At 50.2% G+C, this 24458-nt stretch carries 21 protein-coding genes and 5 pseudogenes; 14 read left to right on the top strand and 12 right to left on the bottom strand.

Annotated features, from left to right (window positions below; all coding sequences use genetic code 11):
- The first annotated feature begins 214 nt into the window (after positions 1 to 214).
- The gene (locus CVE23_RS02160; protein ID WP_100848767.1) at positions 215 to 1465 is read left to right on the top strand and encodes a tyrosine-type recombinase/integrase; all 1251 of its coding nucleotides are present in this window, start codon (positions 215 to 217) and stop codon (positions 1463 to 1465) included.
- A 62-nt stretch (positions 1466 to 1527) separates the two neighbouring features.
- On the opposite strand, the gene CVE23_RS02165 is transcribed toward CVE23_RS02160, so the two are convergent.
- Positions 1528 to 3924: an SIR2 family protein gene (locus CVE23_RS02165; RefSeq protein ID WP_100848768.1), complete on the bottom strand. Its 2397-nt coding sequence runs from the start codon at positions 3922 to 3924 to the stop codon at positions 1528 to 1530.
- A 1199-nt stretch (positions 3925 to 5123) separates the two neighbouring features.
- On the opposite strand from CVE23_RS02165, the gene CVE23_RS02175 reads away from it, so the two are divergent.
- The 5 genes and pseudogenes from CVE23_RS02175 to CVE23_RS22985 all read left to right on the top strand — a co-directional run bounded on the left by CVE23_RS02175 (position 5124) and on the right by CVE23_RS22985 (position 8779).
- Positions 5124 to 6005, top strand: coding sequence for an integrase domain-containing protein (locus CVE23_RS02175; protein ID WP_100848770.1), 882 nt, complete (start codon positions 5124 to 5126; stop codon positions 6003 to 6005).
- A gap of 2 nt (positions 6006 to 6007) precedes the next feature.
- Positions 6008 to 6208 (top strand): helix-turn-helix transcriptional regulator, encoded by a 201-nt coding sequence (locus tag CVE23_RS02180; RefSeq protein ID WP_188726100.1) that lies wholly within the window; start codon positions 6008 to 6010, stop codon positions 6206 to 6208.
- Entirely contained in the window at positions 6205 to 6744 is a 540-nt protein-coding gene (locus CVE23_RS23190) for an ash family protein (RefSeq protein WP_100848772.1), read from the top strand. The genes CVE23_RS02180 and CVE23_RS23190 overlap by 4 nt, the downstream gene beginning before the upstream one ends.
- Positions 6737 to 7624, top strand: a pseudogene (locus tag CVE23_RS22980) (primase-helicase zinc-binding domain-containing protein); the annotation flags it as partial. The gene CVE23_RS23190 and the pseudogene CVE23_RS22980, both read left to right, overlap by 8 nt.
- A 9-nt stretch (positions 7625 to 7633) precedes the next feature.
- Entirely contained in the window at positions 7634 to 8779 is a 1146-nt protein-coding gene (locus CVE23_RS22985) for a helicase RepA family protein (RefSeq protein ID WP_373287837.1), read from the top strand.
- 222 nt (positions 8780 to 9001) lie between these two features.
- On the opposite strand, the gene CVE23_RS02195 is transcribed toward CVE23_RS22985, so the two are convergent.
- Positions 9002 to 9268 (bottom strand): helix-turn-helix domain-containing protein, encoded by a 267-nt coding sequence (locus tag CVE23_RS02195; RefSeq protein ID WP_013316114.1) that lies wholly within the window; start codon positions 9266 to 9268, stop codon positions 9002 to 9004.
- A 105-nt stretch (positions 9269 to 9373) separates the two neighbouring features.
- On the opposite strand from CVE23_RS02195, the pseudogene CVE23_RS02200 reads away from it, so the two are divergent.
- Positions 9374 to 9586 (top strand): annotated as a pseudogene (locus CVE23_RS02200) (transcriptional regulator); the annotation flags it as partial.
- A gap of 144 nt (positions 9587 to 9730) precedes the next feature.
- Here CVE23_RS02200 and CVE23_RS02205 read toward each other — a convergent pair.
- Genes CVE23_RS02205 through CVE23_RS02215 form a run of 3 tightly spaced genes read right to left on the bottom strand, consistent with a single transcriptional unit; the run spans position 9731 to position 10903 of the window.
- Positions 9731 to 10132, bottom strand: a complete 402-nt coding sequence (locus tag CVE23_RS02205; RefSeq protein ID WP_100848774.1) for a hypothetical protein — start codon at positions 10130 to 10132, stop codon at positions 9731 to 9733.
- Between the two features lie 28 nt (positions 10133 to 10160).
- On the bottom strand, positions 10161 to 10640 hold the full coding sequence (locus CVE23_RS02210) for a GNAT family N-acetyltransferase (RefSeq protein WP_015855199.1): 480 nt from the start codon (positions 10638 to 10640) through the stop codon (positions 10161 to 10163).
- Entirely contained in the window at positions 10631 to 10903 is a 273-nt protein-coding gene (locus CVE23_RS02215) for a type II toxin-antitoxin system TacA family antitoxin (protein ID WP_019843650.1), read from the bottom strand. The genes CVE23_RS02210 and CVE23_RS02215 overlap by 10 nt, the downstream gene beginning before the upstream one ends.
- Positions 10904 to 11168: 265 nt before the next feature.
- Here CVE23_RS02215 and CVE23_RS02220 point away from each other — a divergent pair.
- Positions 11169 to 12287, top strand: a pseudogene (locus CVE23_RS02220) (IS3 family transposase).
- Between the two features lie 262 nt (positions 12288 to 12549).
- On the opposite strand, the gene CVE23_RS02225 reads toward CVE23_RS02220, so the two are convergent.
- The 5 genes and pseudogenes from CVE23_RS02225 to CVE23_RS02245 form a co-directional block, all read right to left on the bottom strand.
- A complete protein-coding gene (locus tag CVE23_RS02225; protein ID WP_100848775.1) occupies positions 12550 to 13272 on the bottom strand; it encodes an SAM-dependent methyltransferase in 723 nt (240 codons plus the stop codon).
- A 7-nt stretch (positions 13273 to 13279) separates the two neighbouring features.
- Entirely contained in the window at positions 13280 to 13537 is a 258-nt protein-coding gene (locus CVE23_RS02230) for a YjhX family toxin (protein ID WP_049855262.1), read from the bottom strand.
- Between the two features lie 452 nt (positions 13538 to 13989).
- Complete coding sequence (locus CVE23_RS02235; protein ID WP_100848776.1) at positions 13990 to 14328, bottom strand: hypothetical protein; 339 nt, start codon at positions 14326 to 14328, stop codon at positions 13990 to 13992.
- Positions 14329 to 14715: 387 nt separating this feature from the next.
- Entirely contained in the window at positions 14716 to 15414 is a 699-nt protein-coding gene (locus CVE23_RS22595) for a hypothetical protein (protein ID WP_145958393.1), read from the bottom strand.
- A gap of 18 nt (positions 15415 to 15432) precedes the next feature.
- A pseudogene (locus CVE23_RS02245) lies at positions 15433 to 16427 on the bottom strand (IS3 family transposase); the annotation flags it as partial.
- 66 nt (positions 16428 to 16493) lie between these two features.
- On the opposite strand from CVE23_RS02245, the gene CVE23_RS02250 reads away from it, so the two are divergent.
- Positions 16494 to 17516: an IS110 family RNA-guided transposase gene (locus tag CVE23_RS02250; RefSeq protein ID WP_100848778.1), complete on the top strand. Its 1023-nt coding sequence runs from the start codon at positions 16494 to 16496 to the stop codon at positions 17514 to 17516.
- Between the two features lie 218 nt (positions 17517 to 17734).
- Here CVE23_RS02250 and CVE23_RS02255 read toward each other — a convergent pair.
- Both CVE23_RS02255 and CVE23_RS22600 read right to left on the bottom strand, forming a co-directional pair.
- Positions 17735 to 17851: pseudogene (locus CVE23_RS02255) on the bottom strand (transposase); the annotation flags it as partial.
- A gap of 225 nt (positions 17852 to 18076) precedes the next feature.
- Entirely contained in the window at positions 18077 to 18682 is a 606-nt protein-coding gene (locus CVE23_RS22600) for a hypothetical protein (protein ID WP_145958394.1), read from the bottom strand.
- A gap of 280 nt (positions 18683 to 18962) precedes the next feature.
- Here CVE23_RS22600 and CVE23_RS02265 point away from each other — a divergent pair, with 280 nt between their 5' ends.
- The 5 genes from CVE23_RS02265 to CVE23_RS02285 all read left to right on the top strand — a co-directional run bounded on the left by CVE23_RS02265 (position 18963) and on the right by CVE23_RS02285 (position 24445).
- Entirely contained in the window at positions 18963 to 19766 is an 804-nt protein-coding gene (locus tag CVE23_RS02265; protein ID WP_100848781.1) for a hypothetical protein, read from the top strand.
- 362 nt (positions 19767 to 20128) lie between these two features.
- The gene (locus CVE23_RS02270) at positions 20129 to 20974 is read left to right on the top strand and encodes a DeoR/GlpR family DNA-binding transcription regulator (RefSeq protein WP_100848782.1); all 846 of its coding nucleotides are present in this window, start codon (positions 20129 to 20131) and stop codon (positions 20972 to 20974) included.
- Entirely contained in the window at positions 20974 to 21954 is a 981-nt protein-coding gene (locus CVE23_RS02275; protein ID WP_042858441.1) for a substrate-binding domain-containing protein, read from the top strand. The genes CVE23_RS02270 and CVE23_RS02275 overlap by 1 nt, the downstream gene beginning before the upstream one ends.
- Positions 21955 to 21957: 3 nt before the next feature.
- The gene (locus CVE23_RS02280) at positions 21958 to 23463 is read left to right on the top strand and encodes a sugar ABC transporter ATP-binding protein (RefSeq protein WP_100848783.1); all 1506 of its coding nucleotides are present in this window, start codon (positions 21958 to 21960) and stop codon (positions 23461 to 23463) included.
- A complete protein-coding gene (locus CVE23_RS02285) occupies positions 23456 to 24445 on the top strand; it encodes an ABC transporter permease (protein ID WP_038662887.1) in 990 nt (329 codons plus the stop codon). Before CVE23_RS02280 ends, CVE23_RS02285 begins: the two co-directional genes overlap by 8 nt.
- The last annotated feature ends 13 nt before the right edge of the window (positions 24446 to 24458 follow it).

Here is a 24458-nt window from a genome sequence, read left to right on the forward strand (position 1 = left end):
CAAAAATCAAGCCACCTTCGGGTGGCTTTTTTTGTGTCCGCTATCGTCCAGTAACTTCCATATGTAATTGTTAAATAAAAATTTAATCTAATTTTATTGTCTGTGTGGATTGTGCGTTTTTTCCACAATGGTCTTTTTGCATCCGTTGTAATCCAGAAGTTGTTGGGGGCATAATGGGGGGCATCTCCACTTCGATAAGATATGTGCCCCCAAAATGAAGCTCAATGCCCGTCAGGTCGAGACTGCCAAGCCCAAAGAGAAAACCTACAAGATGGCGGATGGGGGCGGCTTATACCTTGAGATTACCCCACGCGGTTCAAAATACTGGCGCATGAAGTATCGGCGTCCAGATGACAAGAAAGAAGATCGGCTGGCTTTTGGTGTTTGGCCGACAGTCACCCTGGCTGAGGCTCGCGCTAAACGTGATGAAGCTAAAAAGCTGCTGGTGCAAGGTATTGACCCAAAGGCTGAACAAAAAGAGGCACAGGCTGAAACTGCGGGGGCGTATACCTTTGAGACTATCGCCCGGCAGTGGCACGCCAGCAACAAGCGCTGGGGCGATTATCACCGCGCACGGGTGATGCGTTATCTTGAACTGTACATTTTTCCGCATATTGGCACGGCAGATATCCGTAAACTCAAAACCAGCCATCTGTTAGCGCCGATAAAAGCGGTGGATGCCAGCGGCAAGCACGATGTAGCACAACGCCTGCAACAGCGTGTTACGGCGATTATGCGCTATGCCGTGCAGAACGATTATATTGACTCTAACCCGGCCAGTGACATGAGCGGGGCATTAACGACGACGAAAGCACGACACTATCCCGCATTGCCGCCGGAACGTCTTCATGAGTTCCTGTCACGGCTTGCTGCTTATCGTGGCCGCCAGATGACACGTATCGCAGTCGAACTCACGTTGCTGACGTTTGTACGTTCCAGCGAACTTCGTTTTGCCCAATGGCGCGAGTTTGATTTTGATAAGGCTTACTGGCGGGTTCCGGCACAGCGAGAAGCGATCAAAGGTGTGCGTTACTCCTATCGTGGCATGAAGATGAAGGAAGAGCACATCGTGCCGCTCAGTCGTCAGGCTGTAGCGCTGCTGGAGCAGTTAAAGGCAATTAGCGGCGACAGCAAATGCCTTTTCCCAGGTGATCATGACCCGGAAAAAGTGATGAGCGAAAACACAGTCAATAACGCGCTGCGAGCGATGGGTTATGACACGCAAACCGAAGTTTGCGGACACGGTTTCAGAACGATGGCGCGAGGCGCGTTAGGGGAATCTGGCCTGTGGAGTGACGACGCGATAGAGCGTCAGCTAAGTCATTCTGAGCGGAATAATGTCCGGGCGGCTTATACTCACACTTCTGAGTATCTGGATGAACGTCGCTTGATGGTGCAGTGGTGGGCGGATTATCTTGATGCTAATAAAATAGCTGAAGTGACACCATTCGATTTTGCGAAATAATTATTATTGCAAGGGCAATATTATCAATCTCGCTATTAATAAAATAACGAGATTGAGTATTTTTAATAGGTGTTAAATATTGACTTTAGTTCATCCCACTCGACTCGGTATTTTAACATGAAGGGGAGTTTTCCTTTGAATTTTTCCATTTTTTCAATGTACTTTTTGAGATTTTTTGCAGATTTACTTCTGCCGTTCAGTAATGTATCACGGTAACTATTGTTTTCCACATTACCTATAGCGCTCGAAATCCATTTAAATGATTCTGAGAACTCATGTTCATTGATGAACTCTATATCAAGTAGGTTCATTTTTTGAATCCATAATAGTGCTGTGATATGTATTATATTTCTTTCGGCAGTTAGGTTTTTGGATGATTTAGCCCATGTAAATGCTGTATTTAACTCTCTTATTCTATTATTTATTTCGGCAATAAGGTTATTGCCTTGATAAATGTTATAATAGGCTTTTGCTTTCTGAACATAAAAATCAGGTTCTTGCCCTTCAATTTCTTGAAGACGGTTGTATAAGTCAATTATAATATCTGCGGCACCTCTATCACCTTCTGTAAAAATATGGTTTAAATTATCAAACTTTCTTATCGAGGTTGCTAGGCTTTTATCTTTTGGATAAGTGTTTTTAAGGAATCTAATTAAGTTATCAACGCACCAATCCTTTCCTTTATTACGATAAAACTCCCTTAATAAAGCAACTACCCAACTTGACGCGTAAGAAGTTATTTTGAAACTAGTGTGATCATATTTCTCTTCATTTTTTATTCTCTCAATTTCAAGATATGGGCTATGCTGGTTAGTAATTCCTTTTGTCTTATTTATATTAAAGCCACCAGTTATTATTTCCTGTCCCGTGATACTGTATTTTGTGGCGATGGTACATAAACAAATATAAAGTTCTTCACTGGCATCTATTCTTTTTAAATAATTATTTTCACCAAGTACTTGATAGACGTTGAATATTTTTTCGAGTAAATACTTTCCTGTGGTAAATGTAGGAAGGCTGACCTTTATAGCCCCCTCGTTGATTTTCAATACCTCATTTTCTGACAGCTTGTTAGATAATGTATATACGACTGTTGAATCGTCAACATCTAAAAAATATTCTTCATCACTATTATTCAGATCAGAACAAAGTAAAATTGATATTTTCTTGTTTTTAAAGAATTTTCTCTGTGCCTTAATCCTCTTGAGTAACTCAGCATCTAAGACATTAGAGTCAAAAAATATTATAGAATTTTCCTGTCCAATTAGTCTGTTTAATGCGTGATTGTTTAGTTTGTTATTTGAACTAACAATGAATATTTTCCTATCTATTATATTGCTAAGTATACTATAACAAAGTAAAGTACGACCAGAAACCCTCGTCCCTTTGATAATTGTGATCTCTTTTTCTTGCAACGATCTTGTAATTTCATCTTCTATTTTTCTTTTTCCATAGAAGTACGGAACTATCAGGCTGTTATACTGTCTTCCATCATTTAGATGTGCTATGCCAGTTAGAAGATATTCTTTATTTTCTATTGGGGATTGTGATAGTTTTTTTATTTTACATCTGAACTCGTTAAGCTCTGGAGAGTTTCTTGAGGATAATTGATAAGCTGAATTTATTAATGAGTATATTTGTTCATATTTCCCTTCATCAAATAATATTATATTGTTAATCCCCATATTTATGAAATCTTGCTCATCAATCTCATCAGGTTTTTCATTTAAAAACATGATGTTTTGTGTCTGTTTTCTTCCAATTTGTGAGTGTTGGGCTACAACAAACGCCAGATCAATCTCATCAGTTAAACTACAGCCAATATAAATAATGTTTTTTTCTTTAAAGTCTAATTGCAATAATTCAAGCATTCTGCGATTTGATTCTAATGATGTGAGATAATCTGATCTCTTAAAAATCAACCTACTAACTTCATGTCTCATTTCATATTGTATGTCTCCATGTATTTTATATAATGTTGGATGATTTTTAGAATCAAATGATAAGTGCTGATCATAAGGTAAGGCTATTTTGTAATCAGAGCAATTTTCAATTGCATCATCTACATTAAGAGTATAAATGTAAGGCCATCTTATATCTCGTATAAATGCTCTTTGAGGTGTATCCAAAGCAGCTCCATCGAAGCTATCTATAAGATATTTTCTTCTCTTTTCTTTGTTAACCCAATCATCATTAAAAAAAAGATCGCTAATTTCGCTGAATTTCTTTGATTTTATTTTTTCTTTTTTTTCATCAGATAATTTTTTTTCTTCAACTATTATTTCAACCATCTTTTTAGCAAATTGTGTGCCTGAAGGGACTTGCTTTCCAGATTTTGTTTGGCATCCAACCGTAAATCCTGAACCAATAATAGGTATGAGGTTGTTATTGGTGAAACAGTTTGCTAATAATTCAACAATCTCTTGGCAATCATGTGAATAATAAGAAATTTTACTCATGGGTTTCCTCTAACTCTAAATAAATTTTATATTACTATTTATTAATATTTTCATGAGACTTGTATCGATATTTTTAGCAGAATAAATTTTTTTTATCAATCGAGATTTCGAGTGATTCATAATCATTTCTTATGAATTGTTTTTACATGGTCTGACTCACTCGTTGGCCTTAAAATGTCTCCGCTGTGCCCTGTTCGCTACGTTAATAGCTATAGAATCAGACTCTCACCCCCTTGAAATCCCACCAAAACTGTCGTAATTTTGTCCACGCAACACCGCTGTCGATGACAGCCACCAATGTTTCCAGTATCAGGATGATACGAGTGACCCGTGAGAAACGCCTTCGGGTGGTCACAACGCCAAAGTCATAGGGAATGGAGCGTGGTCTGAGACTGACGCCTTCGGGCGACCACACCGGTACTGTTACTCTTCCATCGCCTGCAAGGAAGAGAGCGTGATGAAGAAGCGCGGTAAATCTGCCAGCCTTTGGGAGCAGATGTCGTCAGGTAGTTTGAGCGCCGTTACGAGCGTGACGATGAAGGTCAGTTAAACTAAACCATAGCCCATTGGGCCCTAAGTTTTACCCATAACCCGGCTTGCCGGGCGGCGTAAAATGCTTCACTTATACTATACCCAGCCAGAGCGCGGTTTTCCCGTACCGTAGGACACTGGCTTGTAGCTGCAACGTTTATCGTTGTAGTGATTTCACATACTAAGCGACTTAACTGGCGCTTACTCTCGTAAGTTCACGTTAGCGTGCAACTTCGATTTTACTCGTCCCAACGATTGCCGTCTGTACGTGTGAACGTGCGGGTTGTACCGCATGATGCCGTAATGCATCAGGGCTGTATCCGCCTGTCACGCTTTCACCCGGCGTCACTTTTACCGCGCAAGCAGGTGAAAGTGACGCCGCGCACTGACGTCTTTCTCGACTTTACTCATGGCCGTTTGCGCTGCGTGTCAACATTCTGACACCACCGTTTTCGCGCCTCATTGTGTTTAAAAGCATTCTGGATCGATACCGAGGCAGGCGATTTGCCTGGGGGTATGACTGTGTGAACAGCGGTTGCACTGTGTGCATCACCGAACCCCCGATACCTCAACAAAACCCAAGCCCTCAGGCGCACAGGTATCGTTCAGGCAGAGCACCGACTCTGCATAGCAGCCATGCGCCGAAGGGCTGAAGTCGAGATAAGAGCATGACAAAACTCAGTCGTGAAATGAAAACATGGGCGAAACAGGCGGGTGGCAGCCATAAAACGGTTCATGATCGCCTCCGTATTGTTGAGCGTTTGTGCCGTCATTTGCTGGCACTCAACATTCAGGTGCGCAGCGTACAGCACGTTAAAGCCCGGCATATCGAAAGCTATGTGTCGGCCCGCCGCTCTCAGGGCATGGCTTTGCGCACGCTGCATAACGAGATGTCCGCCTTGCGCAGCGTGCTGCGTCTGGCAGGCCGGGGCAAACTGGTGGATGACCCCCGCCTGAGCAATCAGGCGCTGGGGCTGGGTGGTGCCAGCCGGGCAGGCACTAAATATGCCATCCCGGATGCGCTCTATCAGTCCGTGCTGGAGTCCGCCCGCCGGGAAGATGCCGGTCTGGCCTGTGCGCTCCAGCTTGCCCGGTTGCTGGGGTTGCGTTCGCAGGAAGCGGTGCAGTGTTGCGCCTCGCTCAAGCGCTGGGAGCAGCAACTGACCCGGCAGGCTGACCGGCTCACTGTCGTGTTTGGCACCAAAGGCGGGCGACCGCGTGAAACCCGTGTGCTGGACAGCGCAGCGGTACTTGCTGCTGTGCGTGAGGCACTCGTCATCGCCGACAACCGCAACGGTAAACTCATCGATAAGCCGGATTTGAAAACCGCCATGAATTTCTGGCGTGCCCGTACTACCCGCCTTGGCCTGACCGGCCAACACTCCCCCCACAGTCTGCGTTATGCCTGGGCGCAGGATGCCATGCGTTTCTACCTTGCCGACGGGTTTAGCCGTCAGGAGGCACGGGCGCTGGTGTCGATGGATTTGGGTCATGGCGATGGCCGTGGCCGTTATGTTGAACGTGTCTACACCCGTCAGGAGGAGGCGTAATGATGTCCAGTCTCACTCTGTTGCGTTTGCCCGATGTGATGAAAAAAACCAGCCTCAAAAAATCCTGGATCTATTACCTGATCGATCGTGGCGAGTTCCCCCAGCCGGTGAAGCTGGGCGCACGTTCTGTCGCCTGGGTGGAGAGTGAAATCAACGACTGGATTGCCGAGCGTATCCGTCAGCGGGCGGAGGGGCGAAAATGAGTCATTCAGCTTTTCTTCTGGCGGGCAAATTGGGCTATACTGCGCGGGCTACGGCAAAATCCGTAGCCGGAATTGGCGTTCCGACGATTACCACGGTGTCTAAAAAACACGTACATCATGTTGCGTGTTTTTTTATAGACAGTGCTTGCGCACACCTGTCAATGGTGGCTCAGGCGGGGGCTCCGAAAGGAGCGCCGGAGCCCGTGGTAGCCGGTTACGCCAACCCCGTCTGGGCTACCACCCACGGGATTGGCGTCTCAGGTGGTGGCTGTTTTCTGCTTACCACGGAGGCTGCCTTATGGCTACGACCCTTAGCTATTCCTGCCTGCAATCTTTCACCTCTCTTGTGGAGGTGCGCTATGTATAACCCCACACCGTTGTTACTGGAAGAGATCGCCGATCACTGCCGGGTGCTGGCCTACGCCATCATTGAGCTAGAAAACCCCGTTGCCAAAGAGCTGCTGATGTTCATCTTATGGGAGCGACTTAACCTGCTGAATGACGCGCTGGATGCGGAGGGGCCGGACAATGAGTAAGTTTGTCTCGGAAAGTGTTGCACAATCCCGCCACCGCTGGCCGTCGATTCTGGCGGCATTAGATATCTACTTTCCTGCCGGGGGCCAGCATGGCCCTTGCCCTGTCTGCGGTGGAAAAGATCGCTTCCGCTTTGATGATAAGCGTGGGCGTGGCACCTGGTTCTGCAATCATTGCGGCCACGGTGATGGTCTGGATCTGGTCGCCCGCGTCAGGCGGTGTGACATTGCAGAAGCGGCCAGAATGGTGACGGCACTGGCGTCATCAGCCAGTGAAACACCGCCCGCCAGAGAAAAGGCGGTTGATCCCCGCCCGCTGGCGGAGCGCATCAAGGCGCTGATGGCTGCCGCGAGCACCGGGGAAAGCCCGTATCTGAAAGCCAGAGGGCTGATGACACCGGCGATGCGGCTGACTGCCGCACAGGCGATGACCATCGGGCGTGTCCGGTTTGGTGAAGGATCGCTACTGTTGCCGATGTTCCGCACCTCCGGTGAACTGGCGGGCGCGCAACTGATCACGCCCGGCGGTGAAAAGCGGTTGTATCCCGGCACGCAATTGAAAGGGGCGTTTATTCCGGTCAACCACGGCCCGGAGCCGTCGAAGCTGATTATTACCGAAGGGTATGCCACCGCACTCACCCTGCAACAGTGCTCGTCATGCCATGTGGTGGCGGTATCGGCCAATAACCTGCTGAACGTGGCGCAGGCATTCAGAGCGCGTTATCCCCATTGCTGTCTGATTCTGGCCGGGGATAACGATATTCACTCGGATGGCGCGGCCAACACCGGCAAGCTGATGGCGGAGAAAGCAGCGCTGGCCGTTGACGGCTGGGTATCCCTGCCGCCGACCGATACCGCCTGTGACTGGGATGATTTTCGCCAGCGGCACGGCATGGAAGCCACCAAAGCCGCGTTCCGGCGTCAGCTTACCCGGCCTGCCGTTATCAGCCCGGCCCCATTGCCTGACGCCGGGCAATCTCCCGTTGCGGTCTTCTCTTCCGCCCTGCCTCTGCGTAAAGGCTCGGAAGGGTTTGATACCCGGCAGGATTACCTGATCAAGGGCTACCTGCCGAGCGGCGCAGTTGCCAGTGCTTACGGTGCCAGCGGGTCGTATAAATCCTTTCTGGCTGTTTCCTGGGCGTGCCATATCGCCACCGGAAAGCCGTGGGCCAACCGACCGGTCACACAGGGTGCGGTGATTTATGTGGTAGGCGAAGGCGGGATCGGCGTACCGCGCCGCATTCGGGCGTGGGAGGAAACGCTGAACGACCGTAGCCCGATTGATGCACTCTATCGCGTTGACTGCCCGGTATTCCCGGCCAGTCCCGACAGCGTGGAGCAGGTGATCAAGGCCGCCCATGACGTGCAGGCCGCCACCGGGATGGCGGTACGGCTGATCATTCTGGATACACTGGCCCGCTGCTTTGGCGGTTCGGATGAAAACGCCGCTAAAGACATGGGGGCGTTTATTCAGGGGTGCGACTACATCAAGGCGGCCACGCAGGCCACGGTACTGATTATTCATCACTCCGGCAAAGATCAGGACAAAGGCGCTCGCGGCTCCAGTGCCTTCCGGGCTGCGCTGGATGTGGAGTTTAATGTGCGCCGCGAGGCCGACGGGCAGGCGCTGATCCTGACCTGTACCAAGATGAAGGACGCCGAAGAGCCGCCACGCCGGGCCTACGACCTGACGGCGGTGAATCTGTACGTGGACGATGACGGCGAGCCGGTCACGTCGCTGGTTCTGCGGGATGAAGGCCGGGAAGTCCGCGATGACCCGACCGACGCTGACCCGGCGCTCAGTGGGATCACCCGGCTGACGGATAACCATGTAGTGCTGTGGGAAGCGATCCGCTCGCGCACGGCCAGTGGCGACGGCTGCACCCGCGCACTGGTGCGTGACGATATGCGGGCGATGGGGTTTGATGTCTCCAAAAAGTTTACCCGCTGGCTGGATAAACTCGTCAGGGATGACCTGATCGCACTGGATGGTGAAAACATCGTGCCATTATCAAAACGCAGTAACGTGGGGGAATAAACGGGGGAAATGTGGGGGGCACCGGGTATCAGGCTATGGTATCCGGCGGCTTCCCCCACTTCCCGGATGCCTATATACCCTAAGTGGGGGAGAATAATTAACTTACTGTATATCAATGATTTGTTGTTTTCCTGCCGTTATCCAGTGGGGGAAATGCATTACGCGGTAAAGTGGGGGAAAGATGGGGCATCAGCACAGAAAACCGCTTTACCAGCATGAACGCTATTTACCCCTTTCCTGCCTGATGCGACGTTTTCTGTCAATCAATGTACCCGTTTCATCAAAATAGCGGCTGGGCCAGATTTCAGCGGGATGTTTGTCCAGCGCGGTGGCAACCAGCCATTCCCCCTTCGGCCAGGGACGTACCAGCACATTCGCCAGTGTGGAAGAACTAAGTCCCGCAGAACGGGATAGCGCGGCCAGCGTGGTGCCTTTCTTGCGTAAGCCAGCGATGATATCCGCCTGATGCCAGTCGTTATACGTAGTCATACCTTCTTCCTTATTTATTAAGATGTCAGGTAACCATACGTACTAATTCTTCCGCATTTACTAAGAGTTACTTAGTGGTATGAAAGCCGGTTTGTCTCGTGAGCACAGCGCTTAGGCATTCTTGCCGGGATAGACGAAGCGAAGGCCAGCGCTTGCATGAATCAGTATGAGCGCGGCATTCACACGCCGGATTTTGAGCTGGCGTGCCGACGGGCTGCTGTACTGCATGTTCCGGCCTGTTATTTTTATACGGTAGAAGATGATTTGGCAGAAATGATCCTGTCGTTTTACGACACGAAGGAAAATCCATCTTCATAGTGCCACGGAGCGCCCGCCCCCTCCCAAAAAAGGGGGCGGGCGCGGTGCCAGACGCTATCATGATTGGCTGACCATAAGATCTGGTCGCGACTAATAACGTTAATTAATTGACCTTCGACTAATACTGATGGGAAATGACGCCATTTATTTTAAATCAGCATGCTTAAATGTTTGCTCGCCAGCCTGGCTATTTGTCATTTTTAGCACGCGATTCTCTTCCGTATAAGTGATTAAGGCATCATTCGGGTTATCTCGCCAACGGCCTATGTAGTTAGGTTCTGAATCACTTCCAGCGCTTCGCCATAGCACCCGTGACCCTTCTATCATCTTGCACTGATATTTCCACAGGCTATTATCACTTGGCCTGTGATATTGCAAATTAACGAGATCCCCATTCACTTTTGTTTTCATTATTTTGGGTTCTTTTGCGAACTCCATTGATATGGCCGCTTTACAGATTTCAACATTCGAGAAAGGAGCTGAAAAAGCGGGAATAGCCATTAATGAGGTACTTAAAATCAGAGAGAACTTAATTAAATGCTTCATAAACCCTCTTTATTTTGATAAAAATTTATTACCATAACGATAATAATAAGGTGTGTTCCTGTATTTCTGACGCGACAAAACCCCAGTATTGGTAGAACGCTTTTGCCTCATCAGATAACGCATGTACCAATAACGCTTTGTTGCCTACCTGCTGCGCTACATTGCGGGAGCGGAGTACCGCATCTTTCAGGAGCCCGGCACCGATCCCCATGCGTTGATAACGTTCATCAACGGCTAATCGGCCAAGTACCAGAACAGGAATGGGGTCAGGCATATTGCGCCGGAATGCGCCCGGCGCAACCTGACGCTGGATGCTACCCGACGCGAGGGCATAGAACCCCACCACACGCTGTGTACCGGCTTCACACACCACGAAGGTGCGTGAAGCGCCCAGTGTCTGATTTTTTAACGCCTTGCGTTTCAGCCATTCATTCAATGACGGCTCTGAACAATGAAAATCCACAACCGCATGTTGAGGCAGCAATAATTCAGGTGCCGTTATTCCCACGGAGATTTCCTGTTCAGTAATGCATTCACACGCGGATTATCTGTGACAGGTGATTCCAACACCTGAATGAAAGCATCATATTGTTCATCATTGACCAGAAACAGCCGTTGATCCAACAACACATCCTCAGCCTCACGGCAGGCAGCATCAAGGATAAACTCTGTTCTTGATTTCGACAGCAATTTAGCAGCGACATCAATCAGCTCCCGCTGTGATGCTTTAGCACGAATATTAATCGGCATTTCTTTTGTCTCTGTTCGCATCGTGACCTCTCTGTGTAGCGAATAGCTATACATCCAGTATAGTGAACGGTACAGAAAATAGCCATACGCCATTTATGAACAACATTTTCGTCATCGCGGGGTTGGGTTAGGATCTGTTGCCCGGAATCGAACCGGAACGGATAAGAATTAATCTTATTGAGAAAATGACGTGATATAGCTCATTGATGACCCTGACCCAAAATCCTGCTCCATTCAGAAACAGAATTCCGGCATGATAATGACGCCCTGAACGGAGGTTGTGCCGATGAAAAAGTCGCGATTCACCGAAGAACAGATTGTGTTTGCCCTGAAGCAGGCTGAATTGGGTACGCCGGTGCCGGAAGTCTGCCGCAAGCTGGGGATTTCCGATGCCACTTTTTATACGTGGCGTAAAAAATACGGTGGGATTTCACCGTCAGAACTCAAGCATATGCGACAGCTTGAAGAAGAAAACCTGCGGTTGAAGAAGCTGGTTGCCGATCTGAGCCTCGATAAAGCGATGTTGCAGGATGTCCTCGCAAAAAAGAGCTGACGCTGGCACGTCTGCGCGAATGGGTCAGGGATTTACAAGCGCGCTACGGTGCCAGTGAGAGACAGGTCTGTTTGGCATTGCGGATCAGTCGTAGTTCGTTTCGATACCGTTCTGTTGCCGCTGATGACAGTGCGCTGCGCCTGCGCATTCGTGAGATCACCGAAACCCGGGTGCATTACGGCTACCGACGGGTACATGTGATGCTCAGGCGCGAAGGCTGGCGTGATAATCACAAGCGGATCTACCGTCTTTACAGCCAGCAGGGGCTATCGTTACGTCTCAAGCGGCCACACCGCAACAAATCTGCCCAGCGGCGTCAGCCGCAACCTCAGGGGTTATATCCGAACCCTGTGTGGGGTATGGATTTTGTCTCTGATGCCTTGTTTGACGGACGTCGATTACGCCTGCTGACCGTTATCGATCTCTACACGCGCGAGTGTCTTGGGATCTGTGTGGGACAGAACCTTCGTTCAACAGAGGTCGCTGAGATGCTGAACCATATCGCCAGTCATCGCCAGTCATCGCCCGTTGCCTCAGTGGCTGAAAACCGACAATGGCTCTGAATTTGCAGGAAAAATGCTGGATAAATGGGTTTACGAACGGGGTATCCGCATTGATTTTTCCCGGCCGGGAACACCGACGGACAATGCCACGGTGGAATCCTTCAACGGCAGGTTGCGGCAGGAATGCCTGAACGAGAACGGGTTCATGTCTCTGGAGGATGCACGGTGCAAAATCGAAGCCTGGCGCATACACTATAATCAGAGACGTCCCCATTCTGCGCTGGGTTGGATGACGCCATCCGAATTTGCTCAAAAATCTGTCGGTTGCCAGAATATGCAGCCATCCTGAAGTCGAGAATTTCTGATTATGGGTGGATCAGATTCGGGGTCAGGGTCATTGAAAACATGGGCTAAAAATGAAGTGGGGGCATAAAAGGGGGCACCTAAATTAGATTGTTGAGTATTAAATATTATTATTCAATTAATTACATCATTTTGCGTGTCCGGCCTTCGCACCAAAATTCAAAAATCAAGCCACCTTTGGGTGGCTTTTTTTGTGCCCGTTATCGTCTATTAATGTTCATATTTGACTATTAAATAAACTTTTAATCTTATTTTTTCCGCCCCACGATTTGAATAACGTTGAAATATTCTCCGGCCCCGGCCTCCATGATGGGAACCATCATTTCCTGAGCAAGCGTGCATTCCATAAAGTCATCCCACGCCTGCCGGCATGAATCCATTTCGCGCAGCATGGTAATTTCTATGCCGGATTCTTTTTCCCATAACGCTTTCCACCAGTGACAGGAATAAAAATACCAGTCTGGTGTCCAGAAAGGTTTGACCACCTCTGGCAAGTTGCCTTCTGAGTAGTCCTGTATAAAACCGGGGACGGCAACCGCTATCAGCCCGCCTTTTTTCACAAAAGGCAGCAGTTTCGCCAGCATGCCGTCGTTGCTGCCAAAGTACTGCCAGGCGTCCACGCTGATGATCATGTCAAAGTATTCATCAACAAAGGGGATCTCCTTCGTTACGTCTACCCGCAGGGGAAAAATTTTAGAATCAACCCCCAGACTGGTGAACCGCTGTGCGTTTTCGGTCGGGGGGATCCATGAATCGGCGGCAAACACCGTCACGTCGTACTTTTCCGCCAGCAGGATGGACGAAATTCCTTTCCCGCAACCAAGGTCAAGGATACGCATGCCCGGCGAAATGGGGAGCATATTGGCCATTTCTTCCGTAATGCGCATGGCATTCGGCCCCATCATCGTGTCCAGCAAAAAAGCTTTGTCATAGCTATCGGTAAACGGGGTATTAATAGGCATATTCATCATCTGTACCTTAACGGTTGTCCGGTTGGGCGCGAACGGTGCTCAGCCCGGTGGTGTTGATGCGGTACGGCTGACCATTGACGGATTTGATCAGTTTTTTGGTTTTAAGTTTTTTGAAGACGGCCAGCGTGCAGTCGCTGAGTCGCAGTCCTTCACGGCTATAACATTCAACGGAAGTGATGTGCCCAGAAGCATCGCGCACGTGCGCAATACAACCGCCTTTAGCGAGAACGTGTAAGGTACGTTGTTCCTGACGGGATAAATTCATACTGGAAACCTGTTAATCATCATGTGCTAAAACGAGCCAACACCCGCAGGTGTTTGCGTAAAGTTTAAGCGCAGCGATAACCAGTCCGGCCTGAGAAGGTCGGAAAGCTGATTATCTGATGATTACATTCTCCAGCATCAAAGCCTCGGTACGAGTTGAAAGGTCATTACGCTGTTAAGGCTAGCACACTTGGATTTTTTAAAAATGCTCCCGCAGTAGAAATGTGATTTCTAATAATGTTATCCAGTGCGGTGTAAAGTCCCGTCCGTCAGGACGGGAATATAAGACGCGGTTTTTGGACCAGATAGCCGCTATATCATTCGTCATACTGCAACCGCCACTGCTGGTTTTATTACTCACTGTGTTCAATGAATGCGACATCGCTCAACTCATCCAGACTCCGGCATCTATCGCCGTATGCCGTCAACGGCTGTCAGGCCATGCTGGTGAACTTAAATAACGTAGAGCGGTATTAATTCACCCGCATGTGGCACCACTCGTGTGTGGCGTTCCGCCTGTTCGCAGATTTCCAGCAGCGCCGGGATTAGGTGCGCGGCGGCATTCAGGCTGGCGCCCAACTGGTAGCGCTGTTCGGGTTCGATGTCGGCGCCGTTTTGCAACCGGTCGCCGAGTTCGTTAAGCCCGTGGCACAGCCCGGCAACGGATTCAGCGGCGATAGCGCCAAGGTCACACAGTTGAATCTCATCAAGCTGATGGAACGGCAGGCTGGCGATCAGGTCGCGGAAAATGTTGATGCTGCTGTCAGTGGGTGTGGCGTGGGTGTCTGTCATGGTTAAGTCTTCCATTGCTAGATAGTTATGTCATCACGCCTTCAGGTTCCAAACTAAAGGTGTGACCCAGACAGGGTTGGAACACCGGATCTAGCGACCGGCCAACCTTACGGTTGCCCTGCCTGAGCCACGGATAATGAGTGTGCACGCAGCCCCTGAAAAAACAAAGCGTTTTCCAGTTCTAGATATTCGGGGTTCCACGCCCGGCTGCGGATGTTGCCGCAGCACAGACACTCTATGCCAGCGGCCAACCGGGTGAAAGAGGCTGGATGAATTTACAGTGGTGTTGCGATGCGTTTTGGAATGCGCCTCGCAAAATGGATCGCAATCTCGTTGCTGACAGAGCGTGATATATGGGGAGGCCGTGTGGTGTGACTCTGCATAATTTCAGTTTCTACTTTTTTTCAGGTAATTAAAAATATCTGACGGAAAGCGTGGCGTAGTTAGTCGGATCTTTTCGTAATAAATTGGATCACTTAATGGACTATCCCATTGTACGATGTCCTTTTTATCGATAGGGAAACACGGCGTTGCGGCATTTTTGAAGGCCTCACTTTTTTTATGATTTTCTTCAGGGTTATTTGGACTAAATTTCATATTTTCAATTCTTGATTCATTAATTGATGTTGGGCAAATTAATTTAATGCTACCAAAATAAAAAACGGTAACTCCAGTAATAAAAAAGCGATCTGTAATGTCCACGTAATAACGTGTGTTCCACTGTTTTCCAGAAAACATACTATGTGGGTAAGTATTTTCCTTTATTGAAAATTGGTGTTCCCGCCAGTCAGCAATCCCAGCTAAATGCATGGTTGCATTAGTGAGCATAATTGGTATCGTTGGGATTAAAGAGGTTAATGTGATCAAGCTAATGATTGAGAGTGTAAATGTTAATATGGTTCTTTTGACAATGTTGCTTTTAATATTGGATATAAACTGTATGCCAGGAAGAAATGAAATTGTTGAAAAGGCAATGAAAAGCATTAGAATGAATAGAAGCTGAAGAAATTCACTGGTTTGTTTTTGGAACGTAACTTGAGAAAGGAATAAAGAAAATGGGATTATCTGTACAAGTGATGGAATCATGATGTAAGCGCACCCGTTTTAGTTCCACACACTTTTTGAGATTTCCGGTTCCTCGGCCATCAGCCGGTATTCTTCCGGCGTCAGGTTATTCAGGGATTCATGAGGCCGCTCGCTGTTGTATTCCGTCAGCCAGCGCTCTGTGATTTCCCTCGCTTCATTCAGTGTTCTGAACAGGTAAAAATCCAGTATTTCTGTCCGGTACGTTCGGTTAAAACGTTCGATAAAGGCATTCTGCGTTGGTTTTCCCGGTTGAATAAATTCCAGCATCACGCCATGCTCTTCAGCCCACTGCGCCAAAGTCAGCGAGATTAGCTCCGGGCCATTGTCCATCCGCAGTTTCAGCGGATAACCACGGTTTGCCACGATCCTGTCCAGTACTCTGACCACCCGCTGCGCCGGGATATTCAGATCGATTTCTATTGCGAGAGCCTCGCGGTTAAAATCATCCACTACATTGAAGGTCCGAAAGCGTCTGCCGCAGACCAGCGCATCATGCATAAAATCCACTGACCAGCTCTGATTCAGGTGTTCCGGCGTCGCCAATGGTGCTGGATCACGCACGGGCAAACGTTGCTTTCCTTTACGACGAAAATTCAGTTTCAGTAAGCAATAAATACGATGAACGCGTTTGTGATTCCATGCATGCCCCTGCCTGCGTAGCTTCTGGAACAACTTCTTGAAGCCGTATCGCGGATAGCGTTCCGCCATGTCGGTCAGTGCCTGAATGACCGGCTCATCACGCCGGGTGTCAGGCTGATAAAAATAGACCGTCCTGCTCAACGATAACGTCCTGCATGCCTGGCGGATGCTCATCGTAAACTGCGCGGTCAGATAACTGACGAGCTCACGCTTTATCGCTGGTTTTAAAGCTTTTTTTCAATAACATCTTTGAGTGCCCGGCACTCCAGACTGAGATCGGCAAACATCTGTTTCAGTCGCCGGTTTTCGTCCTCCAGATCTTTCATCTTTTTGATATCAGAGGCTTCCATTCCGCCAAACTTCGCTTTCCAGTTAATGGGATGGACTACCTCCTCCCCCTGCGGTTAACTGTACGAAATATGCTCAACAGGAGAGTCACCATGAATATCGTATTTCTGGGTATTGATCTGGCTAAAAATGTTTTCCAGCTTTGCGGATTAAACCAGGCTGGCAAACCGGTTTATACAAAACGTACCGGCCGAAAAGAATTACTCCAGACGGTGGCAAATATTCCTGCCTGTCTGATTGGTATCGAAGCGTCAACAGGGGCATTTTACTGGCAACGCGAGTTTGAAAAACTGGGACATAAAGTAAAAGTCATCAGCCCACAGTATGTAAAACCTTTTGTTCGCGGGCAAAAAAATGACGGTAATGATGCACAGGCGATAGCTGTGGCCCTTATGCAACCCACGATGCAGTTTGTTCCGCCTAAAAGTCCCGAACAGCAGGATATTCAGGCTCTGCACCGTGCAAGACAACGTATTGTCAATCATCGTACTGCAACCGTCTGTCAAATCAGAGGACTGCTGCTTGACCGGGGAATAACAATCGGTGCAGCGGTCTCAAGAGTTCGTCATGCAGTTCCGCTGATCCTTGAAGATGCAGAAAATGGTCTCAGTACCAGAATGCGCAGGACGATTGCAGAACTCTATGATCTCTTTAACGATCTTGGTCGTCGCATAAACTTTTTTGATAAAGAAATAGAGGCTGTGTTCAGGCAATCTGAAGCCTGCCAGCGCATTGCCAAAGTTAAAGGTATTGGTCCTAAAACGGCAACGGCTGTTGTTGCCGCTATTGGCAAAGGAACTGAATTTAAAAATGGTCGTCACTTCGCCGCGTGGCTTGGTCTGGTTCCCCGGCAACACTCAAGTGGTGACAGGCAAGTTCTCATGAATATGACGAAAAAAGGCGACAAGCATCTGCGGACTCTTTTTATTCATGGTGCCCGCGCTGTCGTCAGGGTTGCCACGAATAAGAATGATAGCTGTCTGCATCAGTGGGTTAATCAGTTGAGGGAACGGCGAGGGTTTAATAAAACGACCGTGGCGGTAGCTAACAAGAACGCGAGAATAATCTGGTCGATGCTGAGAAATGATACAGAATATCAGGCAGCCGGAAGTTAATTCCCAGCCAGAAAAGTTGCAGTGTACTGAGAAATGGTGACAGGTTGCACCTGCACAATCGGAACCTGATTTTTATACTGGCCTCAGAGGCCGTCCAGTTGTTGAGGCGATCGTGTGCGGATTACCCATTTGGGCACAGGTTTTCCTGATGCCGGATAGATGTAAGCAACAACCCAAAACCAGAATCAGTGCTTGCAAAACGGAGGTAGTCCATAGATGTAGTACGAAGCCTCGGATATTCCCGCTTCGCGGCAGACGTCTTTGACGGTACGTCCGGCTTCAACGGACTTCAAAACGGCGATGATCTGGTGCTCGGTAAATCGGGCTTTGCGCATAGCGATCTCCTCAACGGGACATAATCAGTATGTCGGAAGATCTCTAAAAGTGAATGGTTCGGTTTAGCGGGATACTTACAAATCTGCTTTTTAACATTTTTAATGAAATGTTAAAATCACTTAATAATAAAAATCTAGCAATCTAACAATGCTACGTTTTTACATTGGCATTACATTTGCGTATAAAATTATCAATCTTTTATTACAAGTGATAGATAATCTTCCTTACTTAAATGCAAATTCGTAATGCTGTATATAGCTGCCATAGCGATTCACTTGTGCAACGACATACATACCATTCATTCCTTGCCTGCGTTTTTCACCGAGTTTGAGCTGTTCTTTGGATGAACATAGTTCCAGCCAGCGCCCGGTGTGTTGTTCTTTTATCCAGATGCCAGCTTCGCAGCGGTGCTTGCCATTCGTAGGGCCGGGGAAAGAAACCTTATAATCGGTGATGTAATCAATAACCTTTTCCGGGTAGAGATAGACGTGAACTTCAAACACATTAATAGCCGATGCATATCCAAAAGCCGCGCTGAGCATAAAATAGAAGATCCATTGTTTGATTTTCTCGAACATCCTTTTGGCTGGGTTAAAGATACTGACTGCAAATGTAATACTGATGCCTGTTATTGCCGCAACCGTTAATGCTATGCCTTGTTTCGGTAATCCTGATACCAGAATAGTATGGTCGGCAATATTGGAGGACCATAATAAATAATATCCGAGAGATAGAGCGGAAATATTGGCAGCCAACAGGCACAGCGTGCGTATGGAAAAAACGAGATGGATAACATCTTTTATCGTCAATTCACGTATGGATTTCATCATGAGGAATACTGGCTATGTCGTTATGGTAACTATTGTGTGTACTGATAGATGTGTGTACCGACAGAGAGGCTGAAGCGTACTGGTATTTTTTTATGTGTGCAATAATTTATGTCTTGTTTGCTGTGATAGCCGAGTTATTTACCCTCCATTTCCTGCTATTGCAGTGTGGCTATGCCTACCGAAATCCCCATTCCTCCCCCATTTTTCCCCATTTACCACCAGAGGGATTTTCCCGTGCTGAATTATGGTGTGAAGACATTCATCTGTCGGGAGAAACACCATGAAAGGCTACCATTTGAAAGAACAACATCGCCGGAAATCCTGGGTGCGTGATACCAACACCGATGCGGAAGCGGCATCGCTTAATTATCTGCCCGAATTGTTGAGTGCGCTGGGGCTGGCGATGCCGGTGCCGCCGTCGGTGATTACCCGCGACATTGAGGGTGAAACCTTTTTCGATATTCTCTACCGGTGTGATTTCAACGCCCGGCAAAACATCCACCAGATTGAGAAGATCTTCTCCGTGAAAGAAGAGTTTACGCCGGAGTGGGTGCCCGGCGCCGATCTGGCGCTGCCGGTGATCGCGCAGGAAGACCACGTATTGCCAGACAAACATTACCTGCTGCTGGGGCTGGATTTGTTTGGCGCCGTTGAGCAAGGGGATATCTGCATCTCGCCGCAGGGTTGGAGCGACAATCATCTGACCGGTAAAGACATGTCGGCGAGCGATTTTCTGGAGCTAAAACCCCAGCCGGCCTGCCTCTACGCAGGGGTATTGCATGGACATGACGGTCAACCGCTGTCACCGTCGCAACTGTTAGGCTGGCTTGAGCGGATGCGGCAGGCGCACGGTCATCCGTCCTCGACGGTGGTGGTGCTGGCGCCGGTGGCGGAATCGTACGGTTTTTCCGGCTGGTTCGGTCTGTATCAGCGCAAAGGCGTTGCGGGGAGCGCGTTGCAGTGGCAAAGCCTGTCAGCGCTGGTGAAAGACGTTAATTTCTGGGAAGCGATGAAGGAAACCGGGCTGGCGCATAATGTGTATGTTAGCGGTATGGGCGCCAATACGGCATATCGCGGCGCGTAGTATCGTTGCATTCTTCATGTCTTTTATCGGGGTGGTGTGTGGTGCGCCGCTCCGTCTTCTGATGTTGTTCTTCCTCGTTGTTCTCTCAAACCGGTCAAATCCACAGAAACGGTCACATTCGGGCAGGTTAATTTATTGCTACATTTATTAGCGTGCTTATGTTAAGGCGCGATGATGGCCGTTAAAACGGCACTTTTTTGTGATATTCATCACCTTTTAATCTGCCGGTGATGCAAATTTCATTTTTATTTTCCACCAGGATCACTGAATGCAGCCCCGTCATTTTCCTGCCCCCGGTCTTTTGCCCAGGGCACATTTTGTGTTCCCGCTATCCATTACCTTTATTCCCACAGGAGGTCGCCATGTTGCCGATTGAGCGTCAACAGCGCATTGTCGAGCAATTAACCGTGCATGGTCGTGTATTGGTTTCAGAGCTGGTGAGGTTATGCCAGGTGTCGCAGGAAACCATCCGGCGGGATTTATCGCTGCTGGAAAAGAAAGGCGTGTTATTACGCAGTCACGGCGGCGCGGTTATCGCGCAGCGCAGCCAGGGAAATATTCCGAATATAACAAGCGGCCACAGTGAACAGGAAGCCACATTTCGTCAGCGCATGAATGAAAATGTGTCGCAGAAAATGCAAATGGCTAAACGTGCGCTGGATTTTATCAGCCCCGGCGATTGTATTTTACTGGACAGCAGCACCACCTGTTGGTTTCTGGCGCGGCAATTACCAGATATTGAATTAACGGTATTAACCAATTCATTGCGTACGGTGCAAACGCTGGCGCCGAAAGGCAATATTCGCACCATTTGTCTGGGCGGGGAATATTCCGATCGCTATGAAGATTTTAGCGGCGTGGTGGCGGAACAGCCGTTAAAGGAGTTTTTAATTAATAAGATTTTCTTTTCCTGTAGCAGTCTGGGCAATGACGGTTATTTACGCGAGGGAAATGAAAATAGCGCCCATTTAAAACAACAAATGCTGCTGGCGTCGGAAAGAAAATATTTATTAATGGACGCCAGTAAATTTTCTCATCCGTCATTCGCCCGTATTTGTCATTACCGCGATGTGGATTTTCTGATTACCGACAGTTTGAAAGATAAAGCGCTTCAACAGGAACTGGCATGGAATGGCGTCAATATTATCGATTGCTCGCAACGGCCGTCCGCCATGCAGTTAATTAATAACTCGATCGGAGAAGCATAATGAAAAGAACCTTACTCGCCTGTACCCTGCTGGCGCTGTTCGCCGCTTCTGCCCACGCCGCCGATAAGCTGCGCATGGGGGTGGTGGTGAAAATCGGCGGCATTCCGTGGTTCAACGCCATGGAAGCCGGCATCAAGAGCGAAGCGGCCAAACGCGGCATCGATGCCTGGCAGGTGGGGCCGACCTCGGCGGACCCGGCGCTTCAGGTGCGCGCCATCGAAGATCTGATCGCCCAGAAGGTGGATATCATCGGCGTGGTGCCGAACGACCCGAAGGTGCTGGAACCGGTGCTGAAACGCGCGCAGGAAGCGGGCATCAAGGTGCTGGTGCATGAGTCGCCGGGGCAGCAATACGCCGATTGGGATTTTGAACTGGTGGACGCCAAAACCCACGGCGAGAACCACATGAAAGCGCTGGCGGACTGCATGAAAGGCGAGGGCAAATACGCCGCTTACGTCGGCAGCCTGACGGTGCCGCTGCACAACGCCTGGGTTGATTCCGCCGTGGCGTGGCAGAAAGCCCATTACCCGAAGATGCAACTGGTGGCGGACAAGTTCGGCGTCGGCGAATCGCTGGATGACTCCATCCGCACCACCAACGAACTGATGTCCAAATACCCCGACCTGAAAGGCATCATCGCCTTTGGTTCACAGGGGCCGATCGGCGCCGGGCGGGCGGTGATGGCGCGCAACAAGATTGACCAGATCTGCGTTATCGGTTCGTTCAGCCCCGGTCAGGGCCAGTCGCTGGTCAACCGCGGCGCCATCAAGGGCGGCTATATCTGGAACCCGATGACGGCGGGCGAGGTATTCGTGCGGCTGGCGGACATGATCCAGAAGAAGGAAGCCATCACCGACGGCATGACCATCGACGGCCTGGGCAAGGTGAAGGTGGATAGCCAGACCCACACCATCCTCGGCAACACCACCGAGAGCCTGGATAAAACCAACCTGCCGAAACTGGTCAAAATGGGGCTGTAAGCGATGAACACGGCCGAACCACAGACGCTGATTGCGCTGGATAACCTGTCGAAGACCTTTGGCGGCAACCGGGCGCTGAGCGATATCTCGCTGTCGCTGATGGCGGGAGAAGTGCACTGTCTGGCCGGCACCAACGGCTGTGGCAAAAGTACCTTGATCAAGGTGATCGCCGGGGTGCATGCCCCAGACAGCGGCAGCCGTATCCGGCTGGGGGAGGGCGACACGATCGCCCGTCTCACCGCCCGGCAGGCGCGCGATTTTGGCGTTCAGGTGATCTATCAGGATCTGTCGCTGTTTCCTAACCTGAGCGTGGCGGAGAATATCGCCTTCGAGCACAACCTGAACGGGCTGTTCGGCTGGTATAGCGCCCGCCGGGTACGGGACACCGCGCAGCGCATCATCAGCGAGTTGCAGTTTGACTTGCAACTGGATGCAAAGGTAGCGGCGCTGTCCATTGCGCAGCGTCAGCAGGTGGCGATCTGCCGGGCGTTGGTAGCGGACGCGCGGCTGGTGATCATGGACGAGCCGACCGCCTCGCTCACCCGCACCGAAGTTAATCAACTGCTGCGCACCGTGCGTTACCTGAAGGACAAAAACATCTGCGTGGTGTTCGTCAGCCACCGGCTGGACGAGGTGCTGGAGATATCCGATCGGGTGACGGTGATCCGCGATGGTCGCAAGGTCGGCACCTGGCCTGCCAGCGAGATGGACGGCGCCCGGCTGACCGAACTGATGACCGGCCTGAAGCTCGACTACCAACTGAAAACGCCCACCGGCGATCCGGATCGCGTGTTGCTGGAGGTGGAACGGCTGAGCCGCGCCGGGCAGTACCACGATGTCAGTTTCCGGCTGCATCAGGGCGAAGTGCTGGGGCTGTGCGGCCTGCTTGGCTCCGGGCGCACCGAACTGGCGCTGTCGCTGTTCGGTATGACCCAACCCGACGGCGGCAAAATCTGGCTCGACAGCAAACCGGTACGCTTTCGCAACCATGAAGACGCCATCAAATCCGGTATCGGCTATGTATCGGAAGACCGACTAACGCTGGGGCTGATCCAACAGCAGTCGGTGGCGGACAACATGGTGCTGACCATCCTCGATCAACTGCGCAACCGCTTCCACCTGATTGACGAATACCGCAAGAACACGCTGATCCTGCGTTGGATCCAGCAACTGGGCGTGCGGGTGGCGGATCCGGATCAGGCGATCTCCACGCTGTCCGGCGGCAACCAACAGAAGATCGTGCTGGCGAAATGGGTACTGACCCAACCGCGGATCCTGATCCTCGACTCGCCTACCGTCGGGGTGGACGTGGGCGCCAAGGCCAGCATCTATCAGTTGATCCACCAACTGGCCCGCGAGGGGCTGGCCATCATCCTGATTTCCGATGAAGTGCCGGAGGTCTACTACAACTGCGACCGGGTACTGCATTTTCAGGACGGCACTATCCACGCCGAATACCGGCCGCACGACATCGCGCAGCAGCAACTGGCGGAGGTGATCAATGCCTGACGTATCCTGGTTGAAACCGCAGTCGAGTCAGGGCTGGCTGGCCTGGGTGCTGTTGTGTTTCGTGGTGTTTTTCTCGCTCGCCAGCGACCAGTTCCTGACGTTGCAGAATCTGCTCGACCTGGCGGATACCTACGCCGTCACCGGTATTTTCGCGCTGGGGCTGTTCGTGGTGCTGGTGACCGGCGGCATCGACATTTCGTTCGCGGCGGTGGCCTCGGTGACGCAGTACCTGATCGCCTCGCTGTTCGTACGCGCCGGCATCGACAATCCGCTGCTCGGCATCGGGCTGGCGGTGCTGTGCGGCGCGCTGTTCGGCATGATCAACGCGGTGCTGATCTATTCGCTGCGCATCGTGTCGATCATCATCACTATCAGTATGCAGTCGCTGCTGTTCGGGCTGCTGATGTGGCTCACCAACGGCCACAGCCTGTATAGCCTGCCGGAGTGGTGGGTGACATTGCGTAGCGTGCTGCCGTTTAGCGTCAATGGTCAGAGTTATCAGCTTGGCCTGCCGCTGACGCTGATGCTGGCGATCGCGCTGTTCACCTGGATCCTGCTCAACAAAACCCACCTTGGCCGCCAGCTGTACGCCACCGGCGGCGATCAGGAGTCGGCGCGGCGCATCGGCATTCGCGTCGGGCTGATCCACCTGCTGGCTTACGGCTATCTCGGCGTGATGGCGGCGGTTGGCGGGCTGGTGCAGGTCTACCGCGTCGGCGAAGTGGTGCCGAACGCGCTGGTGGGCGGCGAACTGGATGTGCTGGCCGCCACCGTGCTGGGCGGCGCCAGCCTGATGGGCGGCAAAGGCACCGTCACCGGTACGCTGATGGGCGTATTTCTGATCGCCATCCTCAAAAACGGCCTCAACCTGATTGGCGTCTCCAGCTACTTCATGAACATCGTCATCGGCGCGGTGATCATGCTGGCGATAACCGTTACCCACTACAAGAAACGGAAGGAAACCGATGTCAGTTTTACCTGAACGACAGGCGTAT

This window comes from Dickeya fangzhongdai (assembly GCF_002812485.1).
Taxonomy (GTDB): domain Bacteria; phylum Pseudomonadota; class Gammaproteobacteria; order Enterobacterales; family Enterobacteriaceae; genus Dickeya; species Dickeya fangzhongdai.